This window comes from Corynebacterium sp. MSK122 (assembly GCF_030229435.2).
Classification (GTDB): domain Bacteria; phylum Actinomycetota; class Actinomycetes; order Mycobacteriales; family Mycobacteriaceae; genus Corynebacterium; species Corynebacterium marquesiae.
Map to the genome: position 1 here is coordinate 1 of NZ_JASPHV020000020.1, position 24,198 is coordinate 24,198.

Consider the following 24,198-nt stretch of genomic DNA (forward strand, 5'->3'; position numbering starts at 1 on the left):
CGGAGATGTGTATAAGAGACAGCCGCGGAGCTGGGATCCGCGTCGGCGGAGGCTGTAGGGGTGGAGGTGCGCTGTTTGCCGTCGTAAAGCAGTAGGGCACCGCCAGCAATGCCGAGAAGAACCGCGAGAGCAAGGATTAGAAAAGCCATCATCCCACGATAGTAGTAGGAAGGAGCAAGCCCTCAGCGCTCGGCGCGCGGACGCGGGAGGCTGAGGGCGAAGGCGAGGGGCGGGCTGGGGCGATTAGCCGTTGACGGTGAAGCGGTCGCCGCGCTCGACGGGGTTGTGGGGGTTGGCGGACCACTGGGACCAGCCGCCGACATAGTGGCGCAGGCCAGTGAAGCCGGCGTCTTCCATGGCGGCAAGGGCGAGGGCGGAGTGATTGCCGGAACCGGAGTAGATGATGGCGCCTTGGACGTTGTCGGGGGTGAGGCCGGCGTCGAAAAGCACTTCGCGGATTTCGCCCGCGGACTTCCAAGTGCGCAGGCCATCGTTGTGGAACAGGCGCTCCGGCACATTGACGGCGCCGGGGATGTGGCCGGCCTTGAGGTCGAGGTTCTCGCGGCGGCCGGCGAAGCGGTTGCGGGTGCGGGTATCGATGAGCAGGCCATCGTGATTGCGCACGTCATCGATGGTGGCCACGGGCATCTGGCCCGGGTTGACCTCGGCGGTGGCACCGACGGCGAAGTTGCCAGGGCCGGTCAGCGTGGTATAGCCCAGGTGGCGCCAATTGGCCAAGCCGCCGTCGAGGATGCGGACGTTGTCTAGACCAGCCCAGCGCAGGGTCCACCACGCGCGGCCAGCGAAAAGGCCACGGCCCTCGTCATAGACCACGACGGGACGGTCCTCACGGATTCCCCACTGGCGGAAGTGCTCCTGCAGCTTATCCGGATCCGGCAGCGGGTTGCGGCCTACTTGGGAGCCGGGCAGGCCGGCGAAGGAATTGGCGGTATCGCTAAACAGTGCCGTCGGGATGTGCAGGGAGGTAAATTCGTTGTAGCTCTGGCGCAGCTGCGGCTGCCAGTGGGTGGCCAAGAGGGTGAAACGCTCGCCGTGATAAATAGATTCGCGGAGTTCTTGCGGGGAGACCAAAATGCTCATGCCCCCGAGTCTAGGGGCATGAGCAGGATTTGGCGCGGCGGGCGGTGGAAGGCCGATTAGCGGGCGGCGATGTCTAGCTCGGCGCCGCCATCGGCGACGTCCACGTGGACGGTATCGCCGTCGACAATATCGCCGGCCAGCAGCTTCTTGGCGAGCTTGTCACCAATGGCCTGCTGGATGGTGCGACGCAACGGGCGGGCGCCATAGGCCGGGTCGTAGCCGCGCTCGGCCAGCCAGGACTTGGCGGAATCCGAGACCTGCAGGGTCAGACGGCGGGCGTCGAGGCGCTCGGACAGGCCGCGCAGTTGGATGTCGACGATGCCACGCAGGAGTTCCTCAGAAAGGGGCTCGAACATGACCACATCATCGAGGCGGTTGATGAATTCGGGCTTGAAGGCCTTCTTCACCGCGTCCATGGTCTCCTCGCGGGTGCCACCGGCGCCCAGGTTGGAGGTCAGGATGATGACGGTATTGCGGAAGTCGACGGTGCGTCCCTGGCCGTCGGTAAGCCGGCCCTCGTCCAAAACTTGGAGGAGGACGTCGAAGACGTCGGGGTGGGCCTTTTCTACCTCGTCGAAAAGCACGAGCGTGTAGGGGCGCCGGCGCACGGCCTCGGTGAGCTGGCCGCCAGCCTCATGGCCGACGTATCCCGGAGGGGCACCGACGAGACGGGAGACGGAATGCTTCTCGCCGTACTCGGACATATCGATGCGGACCATGGCGGATTCATCGTCGAAGAGGAAGTCCGCCAATGCCTTCGCCAGCTCGGTCTTGCCCACACCGGTGGGGCCGAGGAAGAGGAAGGAACCAGTCGGGCGGTTGGGGTCGGCCACGCCCGCACGGGAGCGGCGCACTGCGTCCGATACGGCAGTGACGGCTTCCTTCTGGCCGACCACGCGGTTGCCCAGCACGGATTCCATGTTGAGCAGCTTCTCGGTCTCGCCCTGCAACATCTTGCCGGCCGGGATGCCGGTCCAGGCGGAAACGACCTCCGCGATGGTGTCCGGGCTTACCTCCTCATCGAGCATCGTATTGCGCTGTTCGGTGGCCTTGACCTCCGCGGCCGCGAGATCCTTTTCCAGCGGTGGAATCTTGCCGTAGTTGATCTCAGAGGCCAGTGCGAGGTCGCCGTCGCGCTCGGCGATTTCGGCTTGGCGGCGCAGGTCATCGAGTTCTTCCTTGATGTTTTGGACATCGTCGATGGCCTTCTTCTCGTTGGCCCAGCGGGCCTTGAGCTCGCCGAGCTTCTCGCGCTGGTCCGCGAGCTCGCCTTGCAGGGCGGCTAGGCGGTCCTGGGAGGCGGCGTCAGATTCCTTCTTCAGCGCCAGCTCTTCGATCTCCATGCGGCGAACGATGCGCTCAAGCTCGTCGATTTCCTGCGGGGAGGAGTCGATCTCCATGCGCAGGCGGGAGCCTGCCTCATCGACGAGGTCGATGGCCTTATCCGGCAGGAAGCGGTTGGTGATGTAGCGGTTGGAAAGCTCGGCGGCCGATACCAGCGCGGAGTCCATAATGCGCACGCCGTGATGTACCTCGTAGCGCTCCTTCAAGCCACGCAGGATGCCGATCGTGTCCTCCACGGAAGGCTCGGCAGCATAGACCTGTTGGAAGCGGCGCTCGAGGGCGGCGTCCTTTTCGATGTACTTGCGGTATTCGTCCAAGGTGGTGGCGCCAACCAAGCGCAGCTCGCCGCGGGCCAGCATGGGCTTAATCATGTTGCCGGCGTCCATGGAGCCGTCGCCAGTAGCGCCGGCGCCGACGATGGTGTGCAGCTCATCGATGAAGGTGATGATCTCGCCCTCGGAGGATTTAATCTCATCGAGCACGGCCTTGAGGCGCTCCTCGAATTCACCGCGGTACTTAGCACCGGCGACCATGGATCCAAGATCTAGGCTGATGAGGGTCTTGCCCTTAAGGGACTCGGGGACGTCGCCAGCCACGATACGGCGGGCTAGGCCCTCCACGATGGCGGTCTTGCCCACGCCGGGCTCGCCAATGAGCACCGGGTTGTTCTTCGTGCGACGGCTAAGCACCTGGACCACGCGGCGGATTTCCTGATCGCGGCCGATGACCGGGTCGATCTTGCCCTCGCGGGCGCGTGCGGTGAGGTCCGTGGCGTACTTTTCTAGGGCCTGGAACTGGTCCTCTGGGTTCTCAGAGGTCACCTTGGCGGCACCGCGCACGGAGGGGAAGGCGCCCTTGATGGCGTCATAAGTAGCACCACGGCCGGTAAGCAGCTCGGCGGCGTCGGTCTTGGAGCCAGCAATAGCGGCGAGAAGGACCTCGGTGGAGACGAATTCATCGCCCAGCTCCCCGGCCAGCTCCTGCGACTTGGTCAGGACGTTGAGGCCGTCGCGGTTAAATTGCGGGTTGGGCATATTGGCGCCCTCGGCCTTGGGATAAGAATCAACGAGCTCACGGGCTTCCTTGAGCACGGTATCCGGGTCTACGCCGGTGGCCTTAAGAACCGGGGCGGCAATTCCGCCTTCTTGGCTAAGAATGGCCGCCAGCAGGTGGGCCGGGCGGATATCCGGATTGCCATTGGACGAGGCGGTTTGCAGGGCGTCCTGCAAAGCCTCTTGTGTTTTAGTGGTGGGGTTAAATGAGTTCATGTGTGCGTTGCTCCTTCTAAGTTTTATTCACCCACTGTAGGGCTTCACTTAGCACAACGCACCCAGAGTTGAGCCTATTCCACTCAACTTAAATATTTTTGAGTGTGGGTCGCTCAACTTTATGCAGGGCTTTTAAACCTGCTTGTACTCCTCGTTTTCATGGCCCAGAATCTGCAAGCTGTGGGCGGTAGCGAAGAAGGATACGGTCACTACCTGAATGAAAAGCGCCCACTTGAGATCTTCATTAAAGGTCTTGAAATCGCCGATACTGCACAGATGGGCAATGCCATTGGCGCCGGCCCATACAGCCAAGGTGCTGATATAGACCAGCTGGTCGGTGGGGGTAATTCCCATCTCGATGACAAACTTGCGGAGCAGGTCCATCATGATGGCAAAGTTCTTGGTCATACCCTCATGCGAGCTACCGTCACCATTGTGCGGAACAATGGAACCGCTGGCCAGCGCAATAATGGAGCTGAAGCGCTCTGGGTACATCATCGCGTAGTTAAAGTAGGCGGCAGCAACAATCTGCAGGCGGTCTACGGTGGGGGTATCTTCTGGAAGCACGGCGAGACAGTCCTCGAAGACCTTCGCCATCTCTGTGGTGGTGAGGGTTTCTGCAACCTCACGCAGCGCGAAGTCATTGTCCACGATGGTGGTCAGGAAGTCTTTGGAGGTACCAAGCTTTTCGGCCACGTGGTCAAAGAAGCGGCGGTCGACGCCGCGGCGACCAGCCACGCGCAGCGCGGCCTCAATAATGACCTTCTTGGCTTCCTCAGGATCCATCTGCTCAAGGTTATCCGGAGCCACGAAGGGTTTTTCACGCTCGCTGCCCATAACCTTTTCCACAATGCCGCGGGCATCGTTCATAATGGGGCGGCGTTGCGGGATCTGCTTATTCTTAAACCAATATTGCAGGGCATCAATCACGAGGCGATCCACCTGCTTCAGATTAGCGGCGCGAATAACGGCATGCTGCAGGCGCAAGATGCCCACCACACTCAAGTGCCCCATACCATGAATGACCGACCAGAGCGCCAAAGTGATGCGGCCGATTTCCAGAGGCGAGATATCTCCATCTGCTGCTACGACGGCACCCTGCTCTTCGGCAAAACGCTTGACGACGTCCAGCGCCATGTCCGCACCCGGCGTGCCCGACTTTTCTCCCTTGGCGAATTGGCAGACGTGCTCCTCATCCATGGCATCGTACCGCTCGAAGAGGTAATGGTAGATACCAGGCTCGTCCTGCGCGTAGGCAAAGTAGGCCTCGGCCAACTGCATGAGAACATCGCCGCCGGAATTACCCTCCGGCAGGTGACGCGCCGCTTCCACCATGTATTCAGACATGCGGCAATCCAAAAAATCTGGGATTGCCGCAAGCATGTCAGCACCGCTGGTAAATTCCGCAGAAACCGCCTCCGGCGAGAGGCCAGCCTGGTCCGCCACAGAGTCCACGGTAACAGCCTGCTCACCTGCAGAGCCCGCTATATAAACAGCAGCTTCCAGGATAATCACCCGACTGGAAGCCCCATCCAACTGGTACATCTAGTTCCTCATCATGCCAGAGATTGATATCCACTGATTCTAACAAATTTTAAGGTTTAGGGATAGTCCCAATCGATTACCCTTTTCAAGTATACAGCCCCTCACCAATGTTGACGGTGGTAGCGGGCCGATGGGCCACGATCACAGCCGCAGCCACGTCCATCCACTTTGCACCGATAGAACATTTTCTCAGTTTTGCGCGTCCTATCTCATAATTTTTTAAGGTAACGGTGTGAGGGAGGGGACGTCGGCAAGCGCGGCTATTCCTGCTTTTGCCCTACGTGGCCAATGCCCTCTTGGAAGATGGTGCCGCGCGGTGGCATAAGACGCATGGATTTAAAAGCAATGTAGACGCCGATGGAAATTGCTAAGGAAATGGCACCGAAAATGCCGGTGAATCCGTACATCACGGCCATAGGCGCGATGATGGTCCACGAGATTTCGAATGGTCCGAAACCAATGTAGGCCATGCCGTATTCAGACAGCGTGCCGGACTTAAGCTTGGGGTCCACAATCTTGAGGATGGCGATGCCGGTCGCCACGGTGGCGGTGGCCCAGCCCCAGCCAAAGATGCCCCGCTCAATCCAGCGCTCACCAAAGAACTCGGCCGGGAACCACAGCAAGAAGAACACGCAGAAGATGGTGCCCAGGACGAAGAGCAGGAGAAGTGCCTGCCAATAACAGTAGAAGTGCCTGCCAATAAGAGGCAATAGCGGCCGGGACGATGGCGGCCACACCGAAGGCAATGAGGTAGTCCGTGGCCGCACCAGAGATGGAGGAAATAGAGTCCTTATCCAAGTAGTCCTCGGCGCCAACGAAGTTCATAAGCGCGCGGAAGATTAGGCCCACCACCATGGACATGGCAAAAAGCGGCACGGAGACATTCTCCCAGATGCTGCTCAACCCCTGGTTGATGCCGTAGGCGGTCATCACTGTCAGAATGATGAAGCCGAAGTGCAATGCGAGCGGTTCGATGGAGGAAGGGTTGGTGGTAGCTCGGCCAAGCGACGGGCGCTCATCGATGTTTTTGATATAGCCGCGGCGCAGCTCTTCCGGCAGCTCCTTAGGTACGTGGGAGACCTTGCCCTTGCGGATGCCCCAGTTACCGGCGACTACGCCGCCGATGATTGCGGCCAGCGTGCCGACGGTCGCGGAGGTAAAGCCGAGCGAAGACGCGGCATCAGCGCCTACGCCCTCGAGCGCACCACCCACGGCCGCGGCGGTACCGAAGCCGCCGGTGAAACCGACGGGCAGCATCATGCCGAACCAATTCGGGGTATCGAAAAGCGGCGCAAAAAGGAAAAGACCCAGCACGATGAACAGGCCCCACTGGCCGGTGAACATCATGGTGGAATAACCCCACATATTGCGCGCGCCCTTGCCCATGTTGCCGCCCACTTCCATGGAGTAGGCCATAGACGCAAAGACCACTGCGATGAGGATGGAGGTGTAGTCGCCCAAGTTATCGGAGAAGTTAATCCACCCCAGCACATTTGGACCAACCACCAGGCCGATAAGGCCGGCGGTGATCGGGGCAGGTAGCAGCAGGTCCTGGAAAATGAACTTCACCTGGTGACGCAGGACGTTGCCGATGACCATGAGCAAAGAAATCCAGCCCACATCTAGCATGAGCGTATAAGCGGAAAAATCTTCCATGGGGACCCTTTCTAACTGTGCAATTATGGCGGCTTGCCCCCGTTAGAGGGCAGGCGGATAGGGAATACAATACCTTCCACTAAGTGATCCACAACATAGACTCCCGTTTTCACCCCCCACTACAGCTTTCAGTAGGTAGCTCGACCCCCGGTTGGGCGCTGACTATTAGGATGATGTGCCATGTGGGAATTGGGCGAGCATTTTCGAAATTACGCAGACGAGTACCGCGATGCGGTGCACGAGCATTTCTTTAACGCTGTGCCTGAATCCCGGCAGATTTTTGCCCTGTCGATGCGCGATACCCATACCTCGATGGTGCCTGCGCTGGCGTGGGTGATTGAGCATACGGAGCCGGGACAACCCCTGCTTTCCGACGTCTCTGCAAAGCTCACCCAGCTCGCCCGCGATCACCGCCGGCATGGGTTTCCGGCCGAAATCTATTCCCGCTTCGACGATGCCCTGGTAGCGGGCCTGCGGGTTTTGGCGCTGACGCAGTATCAATACAACTTTGCCTGCGACGTCATCCACCAGGTGTGCGCCACGATGGCCGACGCCGCGCGGGCGTCCGATGCCGCCGGCGAAGCACCGGCGCACTCGGCGCAAGTGGTAGCAGTGGATCACCCCACCCGCGAGACGTCCATCATCCACGTGGAGGCTGGCCTGGCTGTGCCCTATCAACCGGGGCAGCACTTTCCGGTGACCACGCAGTACTTGCCCGGGCAATGGCGGATGCTCACTCCTGCGCAGCCTAGCGACGGAACGGGCCAGGTGGTCTTTCACATCTCCACCGCGGGCGAGGCTTCCCGGTCCCTCGCGCACGCGCAGCCCGGAGATTGGTGGACCCTGGGCCAGCCCGCCGGCGGCATTAGCCTGCAGAACGCGGGCGCAGGCGAACTGGTCATTATTGCCTATGGCACCGGGTGGGCCACGGCCCGCTGCGCGGCACTCGCCGCGCTGAAGGAGAATAGCCGCCAGGTGCCCCGCATCTTTGCCGTGGCAGGGAGCCCCGGCACCCACTATGACACCTACTTCCAGCAGAACCTGGCAGCACTTGGCGTACCAGTGCGCCGCATCGTGCGGGAAGAAAAAGACCCGTGGCTGCTCAATGCCCGCGAATTGGCGCCCGGCGCCGACTACGTAGTCTCCGGGGAACCGACCGATGTAGTAGTCAACGAGGTGGAGTTATCCACAGGCACTCCCCCACGCTTCTTACTCGTCGGACCAGCCGACGAGGTTGTAGAAGGTGCGGAAAGGTTGGTTCAAAGGGGCGTCGGCAAGCAGCAGATCGACGTCCTTAGCTGGGGCCGCGACGGGCGCTGGCAGCCGGAAGACTACGCGGCTCTGGCCTAGCCCACAGTGGCCACAATCGGCAAGGCGCGGCGGGTTTTCGCTACCTCATTCGGATCGATGTCGGCATAGAGGATGTCATCCTCGTAGCCGGCCTCGGCCATGCGCACGCCATTCGGATCAACGATGGTGGAATGGCCAATACCCGTTGGTCCGGAAGGATTGCCCGCCTCTGCGTCACCGCCCGGGCGCGATTGGCCGGCCGCAACGATATAGCTGGTGGAGTCCAAGGCACGCGCGGCCGTGAGCAGGCGCCACTGCTCCAGCTTTCCGGGGCCATCCGCCCAGCTCGTGGGTACTACAATGAGCTGCGCGCCCTGGCTGGCCAGCTCCTTGAACTGTTCTGGGAAGCGAATGTCATAGCAGGTGGCCACACCCACAATAAGGTCATCCACGTCGAAGGCTACGAGCGATTCGCCGGCTAAGACCGTATCCGATTCGCGGTAGTCAAAGGCATCATAGGTGTGGATCTTGTCGTAGCCGCCCAGCACGCCAGGTCCTGCAATGAGCGCCGTATTGGTCACGCGATTAATGGTCTTGCCGTCGCGCTCCACGGTATCGGCTGGACAGAACATGCCGGCCACGACGGTGACCTCAAGCTCCTCTGCGAGCGTTTGGATCGCCGTGGCGAACGGGCCTTCGAGCGTCTGCGCCTGCTCATCAAGGCGACCGGAGCGGAAATTCTGCGCCGTGGCCTCCGGCAGCACGATTAACCGCGCCCCGTTTCCGGCCGCCTCACGGATCTTGGCGAGGGCCAATTCCTGGTTTTCGGTGACATTACCGGTGGACGTTAACTGCACTGCTGCTACCTTCATGCCTCCCAAAATAATGAAGCAATGCGGAGTTATCCACAGGCTGCGTCTTTACCCCTAGCGCGGCGTTGTATGGTCCTTCAGGCTTAGGGGCATGAGTTATGTAGAAATTTCCACCCACCTGCCCGATTACGTCCGCTCCCTCATGGCGCGCCCTCCGCTGCCACCGCCGACGGCCGCACTCGATACCGCCTGCCGCACCGCGGCCGCACTAGAGCGAGCCCGTGCCACTTGGTCCAGCGCCGTGACCGCAACGGAGGACGCCACGGCCGAGCAATTGCGCTCCATTGAGGCCTTCCTCGATACTGCCGCCGGGGCGGATTCCTGCCTAGGCCAGGCATTGGGAGATGGACGATGACCCTATCCGTGACTTTAAGACATGGCGCTAGCATTTTGCATGGCGAACGCGCTGAACTGCTTTTTCGATTTTTAGATGCACACCAGGATTGGCGCGACCTATCGCTGGGTGGCCCCGCCGGTGACGCCGCCCGCGCCAGTTTGGCAAGCTTCACCGACTGGCTCGCACAACCGCTGCACCAGATGGAACAGGTTGCCACCACCCTTGAACTCCACGCCACCTTGCAGGCTCGCCGCGAGGAACTCGAAGACCGCATCATCGCATTTCTAGGACAAGTGGATGAGCGCAATGGCCCCGCGGCCAGCGCCGCTGGACTCTTGTTGAATCAAGTGCGGGCACTGGGCGATTCCCTCGACTGGCTGTGCTCCCAAGAAATCGATGCCCTGTGTACGCCTGCCGGGGTGGCCCCACCCGTTCGCTTGGAAGACTTCTCCGATCTTCCAGTAGATACTGTCCACGAGATTAATCTTGCTCAGGCCAGCGAGCACGTGTCTGAACTCGCCGCGCAGAACCCAGATATGCGGGTGCTAGAAACTGGCGACGGACGGCTCGTAGCCATGGTGGACCCCGGTGGCTTCCGGACTACGCCGGCATCGCTTACCACCTTCGTGGAAGGAGTTCACTCCTCCGATCCAGAAACCTGGCAGCGCGCGGTGGACCGCGGCCGCAATCTTGCTAAGGCCAGCGGCGGGCCGGCGGTGGTGTGGTTGGGCTACCAGGCGCCATCTTCCCTGCCCCGTGCGGTTCACGCCACTCCCGCACACACTGCCAGCCAAGAACTCGCCCGGTTTCAGCGCTCGCTCGGTAGACGCTATCCGCAAGCCAAGCGCACCGTCGTGGGATATTCCTATGGTTCCGTCGTCACCGGGCATGCCGCAAAGCAGGAAAGGATTGCTGCGGACGTAGTGCTCGTCGGCAGCCCCGGCACCGGCGCTGGCCATGCCTCAGAACTGCATGGCCGCATCTGGGCAGCCACAAACGTCAACGACCCCATCGCTATTACGACGGGGCCTCACGGCGGCATCCATGGCCCCGATCCCACCATTGATACCTTTGGCGCTACTCCCCTTCCCGGTGCGGATGGCCTCCCTGGCGATCATGGCTCCTATTGGGAGGACCCCCGGTTCTTGCGTGGCCTAGGCCAAGTGGCACACGCGAACTAGTCCGAGGGGTTGGGCCTTTTAGAACAGACCAGCCGGCTGGTCCGAATAGGAGACTAACATATTCTTAGTCTCCTGATAGTGGCCCAGCATCATCAAGTGGTTCTCACGGCCAAGGCCGAAGAAAACCCCGCAGCCAGCGGGGAAGCTGGCTGCGGGGTTGGGTGTACTCGTCTGCAGAGCGAGAGTTAGTCTTGGCCGTATCCACGGCCGCGGGAGCGCTTGCGCTCACGCGCGGTGCGTGGGCTCCACATCACCACGGAGGTGGACCGTGGGACATGGACAAGCTCACCACCGCGCTGCGGGCGGCGTCCAGCGGCCTGCTCGCGCAGGGCCCGGACCTCTTCAGCTAAAGCGTCGCGCTCGGCCTCGAGTCGATCGCGTTCCTCGGTCAACTCGATGATGGACTTGATGCCGGCAAGGTTGACGCCATCGTCTTGGGACAGCGCCTGAATCTTGCGCAGCAGCTCGATGTCCCGGTCAGAGTAGCGGCGGCCACCGCCACGAGTGCGGGCCGGGGAGACCAAGCCCATGCGGTCATAGGTGCGCAGGGTTTGGGCATGCATTCCGGAGAGTTCCGCAGCTACGGAGATGACGTAGACCGCGGTGCCGGAATCTTCTGCCTTTCCAGTGCTCATTTCTTAACACACCTCCTGCCTTAAGCATTCTCGGCGCCGGCCCAACCCGCACGCGGGTTGAAACCGGAGTCCTTTTCCGCTTGAGCATAGGTGCGCAGTGCGCTAGAGGCGGCGGCATCGAGCTTGGTAGGCACGGTAACCTGCACGCTAACCAGTAGATCACCGGAGTTGCCACCGCGCTTGGCGATGCCCCTTCCGCGCACCCGCAGCGTGCGTCCATCCGGCGTACCAGCGGGGATCTTCACGCGCACCGGGTTATCCAAAGTTGGAACCGCGATGGTATCGCCCAAGGCCAGCTCCGTGAAAGAAACCGGAACGGTGACATGGAGGTCATCGCCCTCGCGAGTAAAGACCTTATCCGGCTTTACAGTCACCGCCACGAAGAGGTCACCAGCCGGGGTACCGTTGGGACCTGCTTCGCCTTGGCCAGCGAGGCGGACCTTTTGCCCATCGATGACGCCGGCAGGGATGCGCACGGTGATATTGCGGGTGCGGTGAACCGTGCCGGTGCCGTGGCAATCCTTGCACGGATCCGTGATGCGCCGGCCGGTGCCATCGCAATCCTTACACGGGGCAGAGAAACCGAAGGCGCCGCGGTTTTCCGAGGTAAAACCGGTACCGCTGCAGGTGCCACAGGTAGAGGTCTTGCCGGAAGCGGAGCCCGAGCCGTGACACGTGGTGCACGGCGCATTGCCGCTGAGCGCTAGGGGAATGGTGGTTCCCTTAGCGGCCTCGCGGAAGTCGAGGGTTATTTCCGTTTCGACGTCGGCCCCCCGCGACGGTTTAGCTGAGTGGCCAGCACTACCGCCGCGGTTGAAAACGCTACCGAAGATATCCCCAACACCGCCGCCTTGAGCCGATCCTCCAGCGGATCCTCCGAAGAGGTCCGAGAGGTCGAATTCTTGCGCACCTTGTCCACCCATGCGCGTGGATCGAAACCCGCCGGGAAATCCGGCGCCTCCCATCCGTCCAAAGCCGCCTCCATTGCGGAGCATGGCCTTGAACTGGTCGTATTCCTTGCGCTCGGCAGCGTCGGAAAGCACGTCGTAGGCTTCCGCAACCTTCTTGAACCGTTCCGCTGCTGCGGGGTCGTCTGGGTGGGTATCGGGGTGGTTTTCGCGCGCTAGCTTGCGGTAAGCACGCTTAATCTCGTTCTGGTCTGCGGACGAGGAGACCCCCAGATCCGCATAATAATCTTTGTCTGCCCATTCGGGTTTAGCGCTCACTGGGCATCTCCTCCTTTCAAAGAGAATCGATACAAGTTAAGTAAAAGGGCGCCGCGGGAAGGTCACTAGTCAATTCCCAGGGCGCCCTTTATGTTATTTACTCGGAATCTTCCGAGCTGCCGGACTCATCGCTGGGGTCCGCGATGATGACCATGGCATTGCGTACGAGCCTGTCGCCTACGCGGTAGCCCTTGCGCAGCACGGTGCCAAGCACCTGCTCATCGCCGGAGGACAAGTCCTGCACGGCTTCGTGGACCTCAGGGTCGAAGGCATCGCCTTCCTCACCAAAGGCAGCGAGGTCGTGCTTTTCCAACGTGTCGTGGAGCTTATCCGCAAACGCCTTGAGCGGGCCCTCCAAGTCACCATGCTCACGAGCCAACTCCAAGTCATCAAGGACAGGCAGGAAATCTGCGATGACCTTGGCCTTGGTGGTCTCGATTACGGCCTGGCGGTCACGCTCGGTACGGCGGCGGTAGTTGGTGTATTCCGCATTGAGACGCTGCAGGTCTTCCGTGCGTTCTGCCAACTGTGCTTCCACATCGCTGGCGCCAGTACCGGCGGGCTCTTCGCCCGCGGCTTCGGCCTCTACCTCATCGGCGTTGACGTCCGCCAGCGCTTCTTCAAGGTCAGCATCGAGGGTGGGATCCAGTTCGGCTTCCTCGGTGGCATCAGCCTGCGCTTCCTGCGCGGCTTGGGCCTCCTCAGCCTGCTCGGCAGCAGCCTCAGCGCGGTCAGCCGAGGTAGCCTCCGGATCCGTGTTTTCCGGGTCGCCTGGGTTGTGCGGCATTCCGCTGTCCTGAGTCATTACTTGTTGCCATCCTTGTTCTCGTCCTCGTCAACGACTTCAGCGTCGACAACGTTCGGGTCACCCTGCGCAGCACCAGCATCGGCAGCGCCCTCAGCGCCGGCCTCAGCAGCCTGTGCCTCGTAGATCTGCTTGCCCATCTCCTGGGATTCGGTGGACAGCTTCTCCACTGCGGACTTGATGGCCTCGAGGTCATCGCCCTTCAGAGCCTCATCAACGGCGTCAGCAGCCTCGGTGACCTTGGTCTTAACATCCTCGGATACCTTGTCAGCGTTGTCATCCAAGAACTTGCGGGTCTGGTAGGAGGTGGACTCTGCGTTATTGCGCAGCTCCTGCTCCTCGCGGCGCTTCTTGTCCTCTTCGGCGTGCTGCTCAGCATCCTTGACCATGCGGTCGATTTCTTCCTGGGACAGGCCAGAACCATCCTGAATCTTGATGGTGTTTTCCTTGCCGGTGCCCTTGTCCTTTGCGGTCACGTGGACAATGCCGTTGGCATCGATATCGAAGGTGACCTCAATCTGCGGAACACCGCGCGGTGCCGGAGCAATACCGCCGAGCTCGAAGGAGCCCAGCAGCTTATTGGCGGTAGCCATCTCGCGCTCACCCTGGAAGACCTGAATCTGCACAGAAGGCTGGTTGTCTTCTGCGGTGGTAAAGGTCTCGGACTTCTTGGTCGGAATGGTGGTGTTGCGCTCGATGAGCTTGGTCATCACGCCACCCTTGGTCTCAATGCCGAGGGACAGCGGGGTGACGTCGAGAAGCAGCACGTCTTTAACCTCGCCGCGCAGCACGCCTGCCTGCAGGGCAGCGCCCACTGCAACAACCTCGTCCGGGTTAACGCCCTTGTTGGCATCCTTGCCGGTCAGTTCCTTAACCAGGTCAGATACGGCTGGCATACGGGTGGAGCCACCAACGAGAACAACGTGGTCGATATCGCCGACGGAAAGGTCAGCGTCCTTGATGACCTGGTTGAACGGAGCCTTGGTGCGGTCCAGCAGATCCTGGGTGATCTTCTGGAACTCGGTGCGGGTCAGGGTCTCATCCAAGAATAGCGGGTTCTTGTCGGAGTCGACGGTGATGTACGGCAGATTAATGTTGGCCTGCTGAGAGGAGGACAGCTCAATCTTTGCCTTCTCTGCAGCCTCGCGCAGACGCTGTACGGCGCGCTTATCCTTGGTCAGGTCAACACCCTGGGAGGTCTTGAAGCGGTCTACCAGCCAGTCGACGATGCGCTGATCCCAGTCATCGCCACCCAGCTCGTTATCGCCGGCGGTGGCCATAACCTCGACGACACCATCGCCGATTTCCAGCAAGGAGACGTCGAAGGTGCCGCCACCCAGGTCGAATACCAGGATGGTCTGCTCCTGCTCGCCCTTTTCCAGGCCATAAGCCAAAGCAGCTGCGGTTGGCTCGTTAACGATACGGAGCACGTTCAGGCCTGCAATCTGGCCAGCTTCCTTGGTGGCCTGGCGCTGTGCGTCCTCGAAGTATGCAGGAACGGTAATAACGGCGTCAGTAACATCCTCACCGAGGTAAGCCTCTGCGTCGCGCTTCAGCTTCATCAGCGTGCGAGCGGAGATCTCCTGGGAGGTGTAGTCCTTGTCATCAATGTTGATCTTCCAATCGGTGCCGATGTGGCGCTTGACGGAGCGGATGGTGCGGTCAACATTGGTCACCGCCTGGTTCTTAGCGGACTGGCCAACCAGGATTTCGCCATTCTTTGCAAAAGCAACAACGGAAGGCGTGGTGCGGGAGCCCTCAGAGTTTGCAATAACGGTGGACTCGCCGCCTTCCAGTACGGAAACGACGGAGTTCGTCGTACCAAGGTCAATACCTACTGCGCGTCCCATGATTTCTTCTCCTTTTATCTTGGGGTAATTAATAAAGTTGACTGTCGGTGACTCAACTTCTTGTTGCGTCCGAGCGCTACTGTAACAGAACTTCTGCGCCCAGTCACACAACCTTGAGTCCGTGTCACTCAACCCTTACAACAGGTAGCCTACAAAAGTTATTCCTCGCGACTCAACTTTTCTTGTAAAATTTTTCTTTATGCAGCTCAGCACCGCTCTTTCCGACGTCCACCCCTACCCTCCACACAATCACCCCCTCTACTGGCACCGCCCCGTACCCAAACGGAGATCCTTAAATGATCCTAAGGGGATCCAAAAGTTACCTCAGAAAGGATCCAAAAGAGGATTGGCAGCCCGCCCCCACTACCGCATACTAGGAATCACAGCAGTTAAGAGCTGCTACCCCAGAGAGAGATTGTAGTTTTACTCCGCCAATCCGAAAGGAATTCATATGTTCGATACCCTCGCAGACCTCAGCTCCGCCATCGACTTCGAGGCACTCATCAAGGGCATCAAGGGCCTCATCGAGGCTTCCTCCGAGTCCAACACCGACTCCGAGGGCCTGTCCTCCGTATTCGAGGGCCTGTCCTCCAAGGATGACGCAGAGGCTGCTGTAGAGGCTAAGTAATTAGCCTCTACACTCCTTCATGAAGACCAGCTAAACCCCCTCACCTTCTTCCTCCGCTCGGAACCCACCACAAGGAACCGCGCACGAAGGTGCGGGGGTTTCGCTGTTTCAATCGCTGTTTCACGTTCGCTGTACTTACACTAGGGAGATAAAACCTCATTGAGCCTTAGCATCCAGGAAGCGTGGACCGCACCGTGTCGAAACCTTCACAGCCGCCAATTCACCAACGCATCCGCGCGGCCATGACCCTGCAGCGGACAGCAGCCATTACTACCTTCTTCTGCGTTTCCCTTACCCTGCTAGGCGCATTCCTTACCCCCACAGAACATCAGTTATCGGCAGCCATTCTTGGATTAATTCTCACAGTGATAACTACTTCAGGCTTTCGCTGGCCTTTGGGAATGGCCGGTGCCTTTGTCGCCGTCTGGCTAATCGCTACATTTCTTACACGGGCCCCATTTATCTGTTCGGTGTTCCTAGCTCCGATTTTCCTAGCGGTAGTTGCTTGCCACGGCAAACATAGCCACACAATTGCGGTCGGCCTACTCCTATGGATTTGCGGGCTCATTGATCCCGAAACGCTTGAACTAAGTATCCACCCTGCAACAGCTTTCACTTGGGGAATGCTAATTGGCGTCGGTGGCGTAATTGGAGCGACCTTCGCCCACTCTGCAAACCGCTATAGATCTGCCATGGTGGAGTGGAACGATGACGTGAAGCGCCGCCAATCCGACCTCGCAGAAACCTTGCACAATTCGGTTGTTTCTAACCTAACGGTAAACACCATGCAGCTAGAGGCCCTGAGCCTCGAATATTCCAAGCATCCAGAGCTAGCGAAGAGACTCGATGAGCTCAGCGATTCCATGCGCTCTTCCATGTCGGAAGTACGGGCACTGACCAAGGTCCTGCGAAATAATATCGATGGGATTAATGACGGCATGAGTTTTGGTTCAACCACGAAGCCAACAAGCTTTGCCCAGCTTATTTCAGAGGAAGAGGAGCGCCTTTCCCGCCTGAATCGATCACCCGTTGTTGAGGTCAAGGGCGAGGAGTTTGCGCCAGAATTTCCCCAAGAAATTCTGGAACCCATCGCAGCCATCACCACAGAAGCCTGCCTAAACGCGGTGAAGTATTCTCCACCAAGGGCGGAGATTGTAATTTCTGTTCGACCCCATATGGGCTGGACGGTCATTACCATCACTAATCCCGTAGCTAAACCAACAAGCAAGAACACCGAAATGTCCTCCGGCATTGGTATATCCTCTATGAACCGGATTGCAGCCACGATGGATGCGCGATTGGACACGGATTTGGAGTCTGGAAAATGGGAGTTGAATCTATTTCTGCCGCCCAGCGCCCATAAGCGGCGTTAGTTCCACCACGTTGTATAGCAAAGGCTTAATTCTTACACTAAGCTCTCGCTTGTTTCTGCCTATTCAAACTTTCACAAAAGGAGCGCCTTGATGCAGGCCGCACTCGCAAGTCTTCTCGCCCCACTAATGTTGTCTTCTTCCGTCTTCGGCGCCGGCCTTACGCCTGGTGATCTGCCAAAGACTACGGAATACGCATCTCCCGTCGATATTGCATTTGGTTGCCCAGGTCCATGGTGCGTGAAGTAAAAATATCCCTCTTGGTCGTCGATGACGACCCACTTGTCCTTGAGGCCTTGGGGCGCTACTTCGCCTCGGCTGAAGACATGGAGGTGCGCGCCACCGCAGAAAATGGCAAGGTCGCCCTCGCGCTTTTGCAAGAGCACGAATTTGACGTCATTGTCGCGGACGTACATATGCCCGAGATGGACGGCACAACCCTCTTGCGCGAGGTCAACAAGCTGGAAGACCCGCCGGTCTTTGTTGCGATGACCGCAATGGACAATGACGAGACCCTCAAAGAGGTCATGTCTAATAAGGCCGCGGCCTATATTTTAAAAAGCTCCAAGCCGGTCTACATCTTGGATACCGTGCGCGAGGCCGTGCGCGGCGGCACGGTTGTCACCCCACAGTCGCTTACCCGCTTGTTTGAGCAGCTTCCCGATTGGAACGCTGAGGGAACCAGCGCCGATGCGGCAGCTACAACCGCCAAGATCAAGGACAATCACCATATCTCCCCTGCGCTAGAGCAGGTCCTGGACTTGGTCTGCCAAGGAAAGTCCAATGAAGAAATTGCCAAGAGCACGCATTATGCACCGGGCACGGTGAAGAAGTATGTGTCCACCTTGCTCAGTGAATTCCACGCCAAGTCCCGCCTCGAGCTGGCAGTGAAGGCGCTCAAGGCTGGCTACGGTTCTTAGAACCCAATTGTTGGACAATCCGGGGGTGGGATACCCCCGGATGAGTCAATACCCCCTCTAAACCCCACATGCTGGGGTTTATTTTTTGTTTTTCTACCCCCGTCTACCATTTACCGAAGGAGACTAGCATCACGTTTGGCGCTTCCCTATAATTACGGCAACACAAAAGTTCATAATATTTCCTAGGCAACAATTGGAGCCTGAACCTGCAGGGTTGCCGCACGTCAAAGCGCTAAGCCGCTCACGTTTCTTCCTCTGCCCACCCATAGCCACGTCATAGAAAGCAGGTGAGAGTTGAACACCAACCTGGCGCGCGTTCGTCGCAGCAGCGATAGGCCTCCCGTCCGCATTCGGCCCGCATAATGGCCCGCTGACATCGCATTTCACCACGAATCTCTGCGACCCTCACTTTGCGTCGCGCGCACCCGCGTGTTCGCTCCTCACCCAGCTGCGCCCTGCAGCACCACATAGCTCACCGCTTACGTCCCAACCGCCCGTATCGCCCGGCAGCCCACTGTCCGGCACGAATACTGCTAGCGGCTAAGGGGATGTGACCCGTTTGAAAAAAGAGGTAGAACCCATATGACTTCTCCTGCTAATACCCGCTTGCCCATCTCTGATGACGTGGAAGCAGTCCTGCCTGCAGCTATCAGCCGCGCCCACGACTGGTTGAAGTCCACTGCGGACGAAGAAGATAAGGCCACCGAACAACTCGCAGACCTGCTGCGCGATGAGGACGGCGTGAAGTTCACCATGGACTTCGTCGACCGCGTCATGCGCCCAGAAGATGACAAGGTTGCCGCACACGCGCTGAAGGATATTTCCTCTCACTATGACCCGTCGTTCCTGGGCAGCATCAATGGTGCGCTCGTTGGTGCCGGTGGCTTCTTCGGCCCAATCCTGCCCAACCTAGTCATGCCGGTTGCCCGCCTGTACATGCGCAAGATGGTTGGCCACCTCGTTCTGGACGCCGAGTCTGATGCCCTCAACAAGATTCTGGACAAGGCCGCCGAATCCGGCGAACAGCTCAACCTCAACCTGCTGGGTGAGGCCGTGCTCGGTGAGGAAGAGGCTAAGTCCCGCGCGGAGCGCACCCTCAAGCTCATCCAGAACCCACGCGTAACCTACGTTTCGGTCAAGGCTTCCTCTATGGTGGCCCAGCTCAATCAATGGGATATCGATGGCTCGGTAGAGCGCCTCAAGGAGCGCCTGCGTCCGCTGTACCAGGCTGCGGCGGACCGTACCGACAAGGTCTTTATCAACATGGACATGGAGGAGTACCACGACCTCCACCTGACCATCCGCCTGTTCAAGGAGCTGCTCAGTGAGCCGGAATTCCTCACCCTGGATGCCGGCATCGTGCTGCAGGCTTACCTGCCGGATACCTTCGATGCGCTCAAGGATATCGCTGACTTTGCTAAGGAGCGCGTGGCTAAGGGCGGCGGCAAGGTCAAGGTGCGCATCGTTAAGGGCGCGAACCTATCCATGGAAACCGTGCAGGGCGAGGTCCACGATTGGCCGCTGGCTACCTACACCAACAAGCTCGACGTTGACGCCAACTACTACCGCCTATTGGATTACATCCTGCGCGAAGAGTACGCCGATAGCGTCCGCATCGGTGTAGCAACCCACAACCTCTACACCGCGGCAATGGCCTATGAGCTGGGTAAGAAGCGCGGCGTGCTGCACATGATGGATTCGGAGATGCTGCAGGGCATGTCCCCAGCACAGCAGGCAGCGGTGCGAAAGGTCTTTGACGGCCGCCAGATCCTCTATACCCCGGTTGTCCACGCAGAAGACTTCGACGTCGCCGTTTCTTACCTGGTACGCCGCTTGGAGGAAAACTCCGCGCCGCAGAACTTCCTCTACGCGCTCTTTGCCCCGGGCGAGGAGCCACTGGCGGACCAGGAAGAGACGTTCCGTCGGGCCGTCGCCAAGCGCTGGGACACCTTCGCTGGCGCCCGTCGCACCCAGAACCGCCTCGAGGAGGACGGCCGCCAAGCACCGCGTACTGGCCGCTTTACTAACGAGGCTGACACTGACCCGGCGCTCGCGCCGAACCGCCAGTGGGCGCTGGAAGCGCTCAAGCGCAACCCGGGCGAGCACGGCATCGGGGAGGTCACCGACCCAGCCGCAGTAGAAGGCCATATCGCTCGCGCCAAGGAGCTGGGCACCGAGTGGGGCAAGCGCCCTGCCGCCGAGCGCGCCGCCGCACTGGAGGCCGTGGCAGATCAGATTGCGTCCCAGCGCGGCAAGTTCATCTCCGTGGCTGCGTATGAGGCCAATAAGACCGTCACCCAAACCGACCCTGAAGTCTCTGAGGCGATTGACTTCTGCACCTACTACGGCCAGTCCGCGCGCCTGCTGGAAGAGTCCTACTCCGAGTTCACTCCGCACACCGTCACCGTGGTAACCCCACCGTGGAACTTCCCCATTGCCATCCCCACCGGCGGCATTGCGGCTTCCTTGGCGGCGGGCTCGGCGGTCATCGTCAAGCCTGCACCGCAGGTGGTTCACTGCGGCAAGCTCGTGGTGGAGGCCTTCCGCACCGCCCTCGACGCACAGGGCTTGGATCCAGATCTGGTGCAGCTGGTGCTTACTGATGAAGCCGCGGCCGGAAAGGCCCTGCTCTCCCACGATGACGTGGACAATGTCATCCTCACCGGCGCCTCCGATACCGGCGCGCTCTTCCGTTCCTGGAAGCCCAAGATGAATATCATGGCAGAAACTTCCGGCAAGAACGCGCTCATCATCACCCCTGCGGCGGACCCAGACTTGGCCATCGATGACCTCTACAACTCCGCCTTTGGCCACTCCGGCCAGAAGTGCTCGGCGGCCTCCCTGGTCATTTTCGTCGGCGCGGCGGGTAAGTCCGAGCGCCTGCGCACCCAGCTGCTGGATGCCGTTAAGACCCTCAAGCCGGGCCCGGGCTTCGATATCACCACCACCATGAATGGCCTGGCGGAAGAGCCGAGCGAGAAGCTCCTGCGCGGTTTGACCCAGCTCGAGCCGGGTGAGAAGTGGCTCCTCAAGCCGGAAAAGCTCAACCAGGAAGGCACCCTGTGGTCCCCGGGCATCCGCGATAATGTGCAGCCGGGCTCCTGGTACCACAAGAATGAGTGCTTCGGCCCCATCCTGGGCATCATGTACGCCGATACCTTGGAAGAGGCTATTGCCTGGCAAAACGACACCGGCTACGGCCTAACTGGCGGCATCCACTCACTTGACGACGCCGAGATTGAGTACTGGATCGACAACGTTGAGGTGGGCAACGCCTACGTCAACCGCGGGATCACCGGTGCGATTGTCCAGCGCCAGTCCTTCGGCGGTTGGAAGAAGTCCGTCATGGGACCGGGTGCCAAGGCTGGTGGCCCGAACTACGTGGCACAGATGGGTGAGTGGGCCGATGGCGAACTCAAGCCGCGCAACGTGGACATTGCCCCAGCCAGCCTCGCCGCACTGCACCGCCTGCGCGATAACCTCTCTGGCAAGCTCACCGAGGAGGACATCACCTGGCTGTGGCGCGCCGCTGAACTGGACCAGGTGGCCTGGCAGGAAGAGTTTGGCCGCAACCACGACCGCACCGGCCTGGTCTCTGAGGCTAATATCTTCCGCTACCGCCCGCTTCTGACCAAGCTGCGCGTGCGCGTGGGCGAAGGTTACGAGCTGCGCGAGGTTGCTCGCCAGGTGCTGGCCGCCGCGATTACCGGCACCGCCACGGAAATCTCCGCTACCCCGGAGGTTGCCACCCAGCTGCAGGATCTCGGCTTCGACGTCAAGGCCATCACCGACGAGGCTTTTGCCACCGCCGTGACCAATGACGCCTCCTCCCGCGTGCGCGCCCTGGGCACCGTGCCGGATTCCGTCTACGAGGCCGCGGTGCGCTCCAACTCCGTGGTGCTGGACCAGCCCGTGCTTGCCGACGGCCGCCGCGAGCTCCTTCCTTACCTCCTGGAGCAGGCAGTTTCGGTTACCATGCACCGCTTCGGCATTATTCGCAACGTAGGTAACCTGCGTGACGAGTAATTCCCGGCCGCGTCAGCGGACGTGTTAAAGGTACTGAAGGGAGGTAGCGCCCCGCCCATGGGCCGCTACCTCCTTTTCGTATATGCGCTGCGAGTTTTATGTGGCATAGTGGTAGACAATGTCTACGTCACATAATTCGTCTTCCCGCGACGAGGCCAAGCGCCCGTCTGCGCAAGAAAAAGGCAACGCAACACAGATCCAGAAGCCGGGCGAGGAAGATTCGCATACCCTCGTCGCTTATGATGACGCGCACCTTGGTGCAGAGGCTGCCAGCGAGCACCCTGCCGAGCGCGACGATAAATCCGCCGTCCTAGCCAGGGACTTCCGCACCATGGCCAAGGTCTCGGTGATCTTTATCCTTATCGTCGCCGGCCTAGCGCTGGCCGGCTACCTGCTCAAGTTCATTTGGGTAGGCCTGCTGCCAGTCCTGCTCGCCGTCTTGGTCTCCACGGTGCTCTACCCCATCAGCGCGTGGCTGCGTGGTAAGGGATTCCCGCGCTCGCTTGCGGCGGTCAGCACCTTGCTCGGTCTCATCATCATCTTCTGCGGCGTCTTTGCCGCCATGGCCCCGGTTGTCACCAACCAAAGCCAGACACTCATTGACCAAGCTGAAGATGGCATCAATCAACTCACGGAGATGGTGGAAAAGTCCCCCATCGATATCCAAAGCGACCAGCTACAGTCCGTGCTGCAAGACGTGGTCAAGTTTGCCAAGGGCCAAGCCTCTACCATCGCCACCGGCGTTATCTCTGGTTTCTCGATGGCCAGCTCCATCGTCGTGGCCGCACTGATCATGCTCTTTGTCACCTTCTTCATTATTAAAGACGGCGACAAGTTCCTGCCGTGGCTGCGCAAGTACACCGGCAATTCCACCGGCTGGCACATCACCGAACTCGGTTCCCGCATTTGGAAAACCTTGTCCGGCTTTATCCAGGCGCAGGCCGCCGTGGCCATGGTGGACGCAGTGCTCATCGGCCTTGGCCTGTGGGTGCTGCAAGTTCCGCTCGCGCTCGTCATCGCCGTAGTGACGTTCTTCGCCAGCTTCATCCCGATCATCGGTGCGGTCACCGCTGGTGCCCTCGCCATCATCATCGCGCTGGTCTCCAATGGCCTGACCAACGCGCTGCTGGCGCTTGCACTTATCATCATCGTCCAGCAGGTGGAAGGCAACGTCCTCCAGCCGATGCTGCAGTCCAAGGCAATGGGCCTGCACGCCGCCGTCGTCCTGCTTTCCGTGACCGTCGGCTCCACCCTGGCTGGCATCGTCGGTGCCTTCCTCGCCGTCCCCGTGGCCGCAACCATCGCCGTTGTCGTGCGCTACCACGCAGAAATGGCAGCCCTGCGCTCCGGCGAAGTCGAGCCCTCCGATATAGACATCATCACCGGATCCAAGGATGATCCTGAAGACTTCAGCGACGTCACCTACGAACATGACGAGACCCCACGCGACAAGGTAGAACAGCTCTACCAGTCCATGAGCCCGTTGAGTTAAGGCTCAGCCACCACTAGCAGCGCGCCGGCCCTCCCCGGCGCGCTTTTAGTTTTTAGCGCAGAAAGCCTAGGTCCGTAGCGGCCGAGGCAAGCTGGCGCGCACCGCGGTCAAGCACGTTGGCCCAGGTGCCCTTGGATTCCTCATTGGCGGAATCGGACACCTGCTTAAGCAGGGTGCAGGGCACATCGAAGCGCTGGCATACCGCGGCGATGGAATAGCCTTCCATGTCGCACAGCTGCGATTTCTTGGCCAGCTCGGTGCGCAGGGCGGTATCGGAGACAAACATGTCGCCCGTGGCCAGTCCGCGCACCGGTAGGCGGCCGGAGGTCTCGAGCTCGATGGCCTCTGGCAGCAGGTAGCGGTTGATATCGGTAAGCACTTCTAGCTTGAAGTCATGTTTGGTGACCTTGTCCACTTCGAAGACGCCAGCCATGCCGTCGACAAGCGCGCCGGCCGTGCCAATGTTGACCACGCGATCGGGAAGGGCGCCGTTAGCGCGGGCGTCGGCAAGAGCTTCCGTCAGCGCAATGGCCGCCGGAACCGTACCGATTCCGGTGATGAGCAGGGGTTCGCCTTCCGGGATGTGAGCGGCTTCCGCATCCACAGCGGCGACGAAAAGGGGGCGTCCGTTGAGATTCTCCATGCCTGCGAG

At 60.1% G+C, this 24,198-nt stretch carries 17 protein-coding genes and 1 pseudogene; 8 read left to right on the forward strand and 10 right to left on the reverse strand.

All coding sequences use genetic code 11. From position 1 onward, the window contains the following. Positions 1-243: 243 nt before the first annotated feature. The 4 genes and pseudogenes from QP934_RS08800 to QP934_RS08815 form a co-directional block, all read right to left on the reverse strand. Positions 244-1,101 (reverse strand): sulfurtransferase, encoded by an 858-nt coding sequence (locus tag QP934_RS08800; protein ID WP_049379001.1) that lies wholly within the window; start codon positions 1,099-1,101, stop codon positions 244-246. Between the two features lie 56 nt (positions 1,102-1,157). Continuing rightward, positions 1,158-3,713, reverse strand: coding sequence for an ATP-dependent chaperone ClpB (clpB, locus tag QP934_RS08805; RefSeq protein WP_419127339.1), 2,556 nt, complete (start codon positions 3,711-3,713; stop codon positions 1,158-1,160). Between the two features lie 132 nt (positions 3,714-3,845). Beyond that, positions 3,846-5,228, reverse strand: coding sequence for a TetR/AcrR family transcriptional regulator (locus QP934_RS08810; protein ID WP_419127340.1), 1,383 nt, complete (start codon positions 5,226-5,228; stop codon positions 3,846-3,848). A 290-nt stretch (positions 5,229-5,518) separates the two neighbouring features. Next, positions 5,519-6,914, reverse strand: a pseudogene (locus QP934_RS08815) (sodium/glutamate symporter). Positions 6,915-7,094: 180 nt separating this feature from the next. On the opposite strand from QP934_RS08815, the gene QP934_RS08820 reads away from it, so the two are divergent. Next, on the forward strand, positions 7,095-8,264 hold the full coding sequence (locus QP934_RS08820) for a 2-polyprenylphenol hydroxylase (RefSeq protein WP_419127341.1): 1,170 nt from the start codon (positions 7,095-7,097) through the stop codon (positions 8,262-8,264). Here QP934_RS08820 and QP934_RS08825 read toward each other — a convergent pair. Then, positions 8,261-9,076, reverse strand: a complete 816-nt coding sequence (locus QP934_RS08825) for a carbon-nitrogen hydrolase family protein (protein WP_419127342.1) — start codon at positions 9,074-9,076, stop codon at positions 8,261-8,263. The genes QP934_RS08820 and QP934_RS08825 overlap by 4 nt on opposite strands. A gap of 91 nt (positions 9,077-9,167) precedes the next feature. Here QP934_RS08825 and QP934_RS08830 point away from each other — a divergent pair, with 91 nt between their 5' ends. Beyond that, entirely contained in the window at positions 9,168-9,431 is a 264-nt protein-coding gene (locus QP934_RS08830) for a hypothetical protein (protein WP_419127343.1), read from the forward strand. 8 nt (positions 9,432-9,439) lie between these two features. Beyond that, positions 9,440-10,594 carry an alpha/beta hydrolase gene (locus QP934_RS08835; protein WP_340419169.1) on the forward strand — a complete coding sequence of 385 codons (1,155 nt, stop codon included), beginning with the start codon at positions 9,440-9,442 and terminating at the stop codon, positions 10,592-10,594. Between the two features lie 185 nt (positions 10,595-10,779). Here QP934_RS08835 and QP934_RS08840 read toward each other — a convergent pair whose 3' ends face one another. From QP934_RS08840 to dnaK, 4 genes are all read right to left on the reverse strand, one after another. Further along, entirely contained in the window at positions 10,780-11,229 is a 450-nt protein-coding gene (locus QP934_RS08840; protein ID WP_340419170.1) for a heat shock protein transcriptional repressor HspR, read from the reverse strand. 20 nt (positions 11,230-11,249) lie between these two features. Next, positions 11,250-12,455: a molecular chaperone DnaJ gene (dnaJ, locus tag QP934_RS08845; protein ID WP_419127344.1), complete on the reverse strand. Its 1,206-nt coding sequence runs from the start codon at positions 12,453-12,455 to the stop codon at positions 11,250-11,252. 97 nt (positions 12,456-12,552) lie between these two features. Next, entirely contained in the window at positions 12,553-13,260 is a 708-nt protein-coding gene (gene grpE, locus QP934_RS08850) for a nucleotide exchange factor GrpE (protein ID WP_419127345.1), read from the reverse strand. Beyond that, positions 13,260-15,110: a molecular chaperone DnaK gene (gene dnaK, locus QP934_RS08855; protein ID WP_005325523.1), complete on the reverse strand. Its 1,851-nt coding sequence runs from the start codon at positions 15,108-15,110 to the stop codon at positions 13,260-13,262. The genes grpE and dnaK overlap by 1 nt, the downstream gene beginning before the upstream one ends. A gap of 451 nt (positions 15,111-15,561) precedes the next feature. Between dnaK and QP934_RS08860 the strand changes: the two genes are divergently transcribed. From QP934_RS08860 to QP934_RS08880, 5 genes are all read left to right on the forward strand, one after another. Further along, positions 15,562-15,738 (forward strand): hypothetical protein, encoded by a 177-nt coding sequence (locus tag QP934_RS08860; RefSeq protein ID WP_337888767.1) that lies wholly within the window; start codon positions 15,562-15,564, stop codon positions 15,736-15,738. Positions 15,739-15,920: 182 nt separating this feature from the next. Then, entirely contained in the window at positions 15,921-17,111 is a 1,191-nt protein-coding gene (locus QP934_RS08865) for a sensor histidine kinase (protein WP_419127346.1), read from the forward strand. Positions 17,112-17,368: 257 nt separating this feature from the next. After that, positions 17,369-18,028 carry a response regulator gene (locus QP934_RS08870; protein WP_419127347.1) on the forward strand — a complete coding sequence of 220 codons (660 nt, stop codon included), beginning with the start codon at positions 17,369-17,371 and terminating at the stop codon, positions 18,026-18,028. Positions 18,029-18,610: 582 nt separating this feature from the next. After that, positions 18,611-22,054 (forward strand): bifunctional proline dehydrogenase/L-glutamate gamma-semialdehyde dehydrogenase, encoded by a 3,444-nt coding sequence (locus QP934_RS08875; RefSeq protein WP_419127348.1) that lies wholly within the window; start codon positions 18,611-18,613, stop codon positions 22,052-22,054. Between the two features lie 118 nt (positions 22,055-22,172). Further along, positions 22,173-23,546 (forward strand): AI-2E family transporter, encoded by a 1,374-nt coding sequence (locus tag QP934_RS08880; RefSeq protein ID WP_419127349.1) that lies wholly within the window; start codon positions 22,173-22,175, stop codon positions 23,544-23,546. 52 nt (positions 23,547-23,598) lie between these two features. On the opposite strand, the gene QP934_RS08885 is transcribed toward QP934_RS08880, so the two are convergent. After that, complete coding sequence (locus tag QP934_RS08885; RefSeq protein WP_049378987.1) at positions 23,599-24,189, reverse strand: nucleosidase; 591 nt, start codon at positions 24,187-24,189, stop codon at positions 23,599-23,601. Between the last annotated feature and the right edge of the window lie 9 nt (positions 24,190-24,198).

Coding starts and splice junctions, on each gene's coding strand:
- QP934_RS08800 (WP_049379001.1), bottom strand. CDS start 1,101: ATGAGCATTTTGGTCTCCCCGCAAGAACTCCGCGAATCTATTTATCAC.
- clpB (WP_419127339.1), bottom strand. CDS start 3,713: ATGAACTCATTTAACCCCACCACTAAAACACAAGAGGCTTTGCAGGAC.
- QP934_RS08820 (WP_419127341.1), top strand. CDS start 7,095: ATGTGGGAATTGGGCGAGCATTTTCGAAATTACGCAGACGAGTACCGC.
- QP934_RS08825 (WP_419127342.1), bottom strand. CDS start 9,076: ATGAAGGTAGCAGCAGTGCAGTTAACGTCCACCGGTAATGTCACCGAA.
- QP934_RS08830 (WP_419127343.1), top strand. CDS start 9,168: ATGAGTTATGTAGAAATTTCCACCCACCTGCCCGATTACGTCCGCTCC.
- QP934_RS08840 (WP_340419170.1), bottom strand. CDS start 11,229: ATGAGCACTGGAAAGGCAGAAGATTCCGGCACCGCGGTCTACGTCATC.
- grpE (WP_419127345.1), bottom strand. CDS start 13,260: ATGACTCAGGACAGCGGAATGCCGCACAACCCAGGCGACCCGGAAAAC.
- dnaK (WP_005325523.1), bottom strand. CDS start 15,110: ATGGGACGCGCAGTAGGTATTGACCTTGGTACGACGAACTCCGTCGTT.
- QP934_RS08860 (WP_337888767.1), top strand. CDS start 15,562: ATGTTCGATACCCTCGCAGACCTCAGCTCCGCCATCGACTTCGAGGCA.
- QP934_RS08875 (WP_419127348.1), top strand. CDS start 18,611: ATGACTTCTCCTGCTAATACCCGCTTGCCCATCTCTGATGACGTGGAA.
- QP934_RS08880 (WP_419127349.1), top strand. CDS start 22,173: ATGTCTACGTCACATAATTCGTCTTCCCGCGACGAGGCCAAGCGCCCG.
- QP934_RS08885 (WP_049378987.1), bottom strand. CDS start 24,189: ATGGAGAATCTCAACGGACGCCCCCTTTTCGTCGCCGCTGTGGATGCG.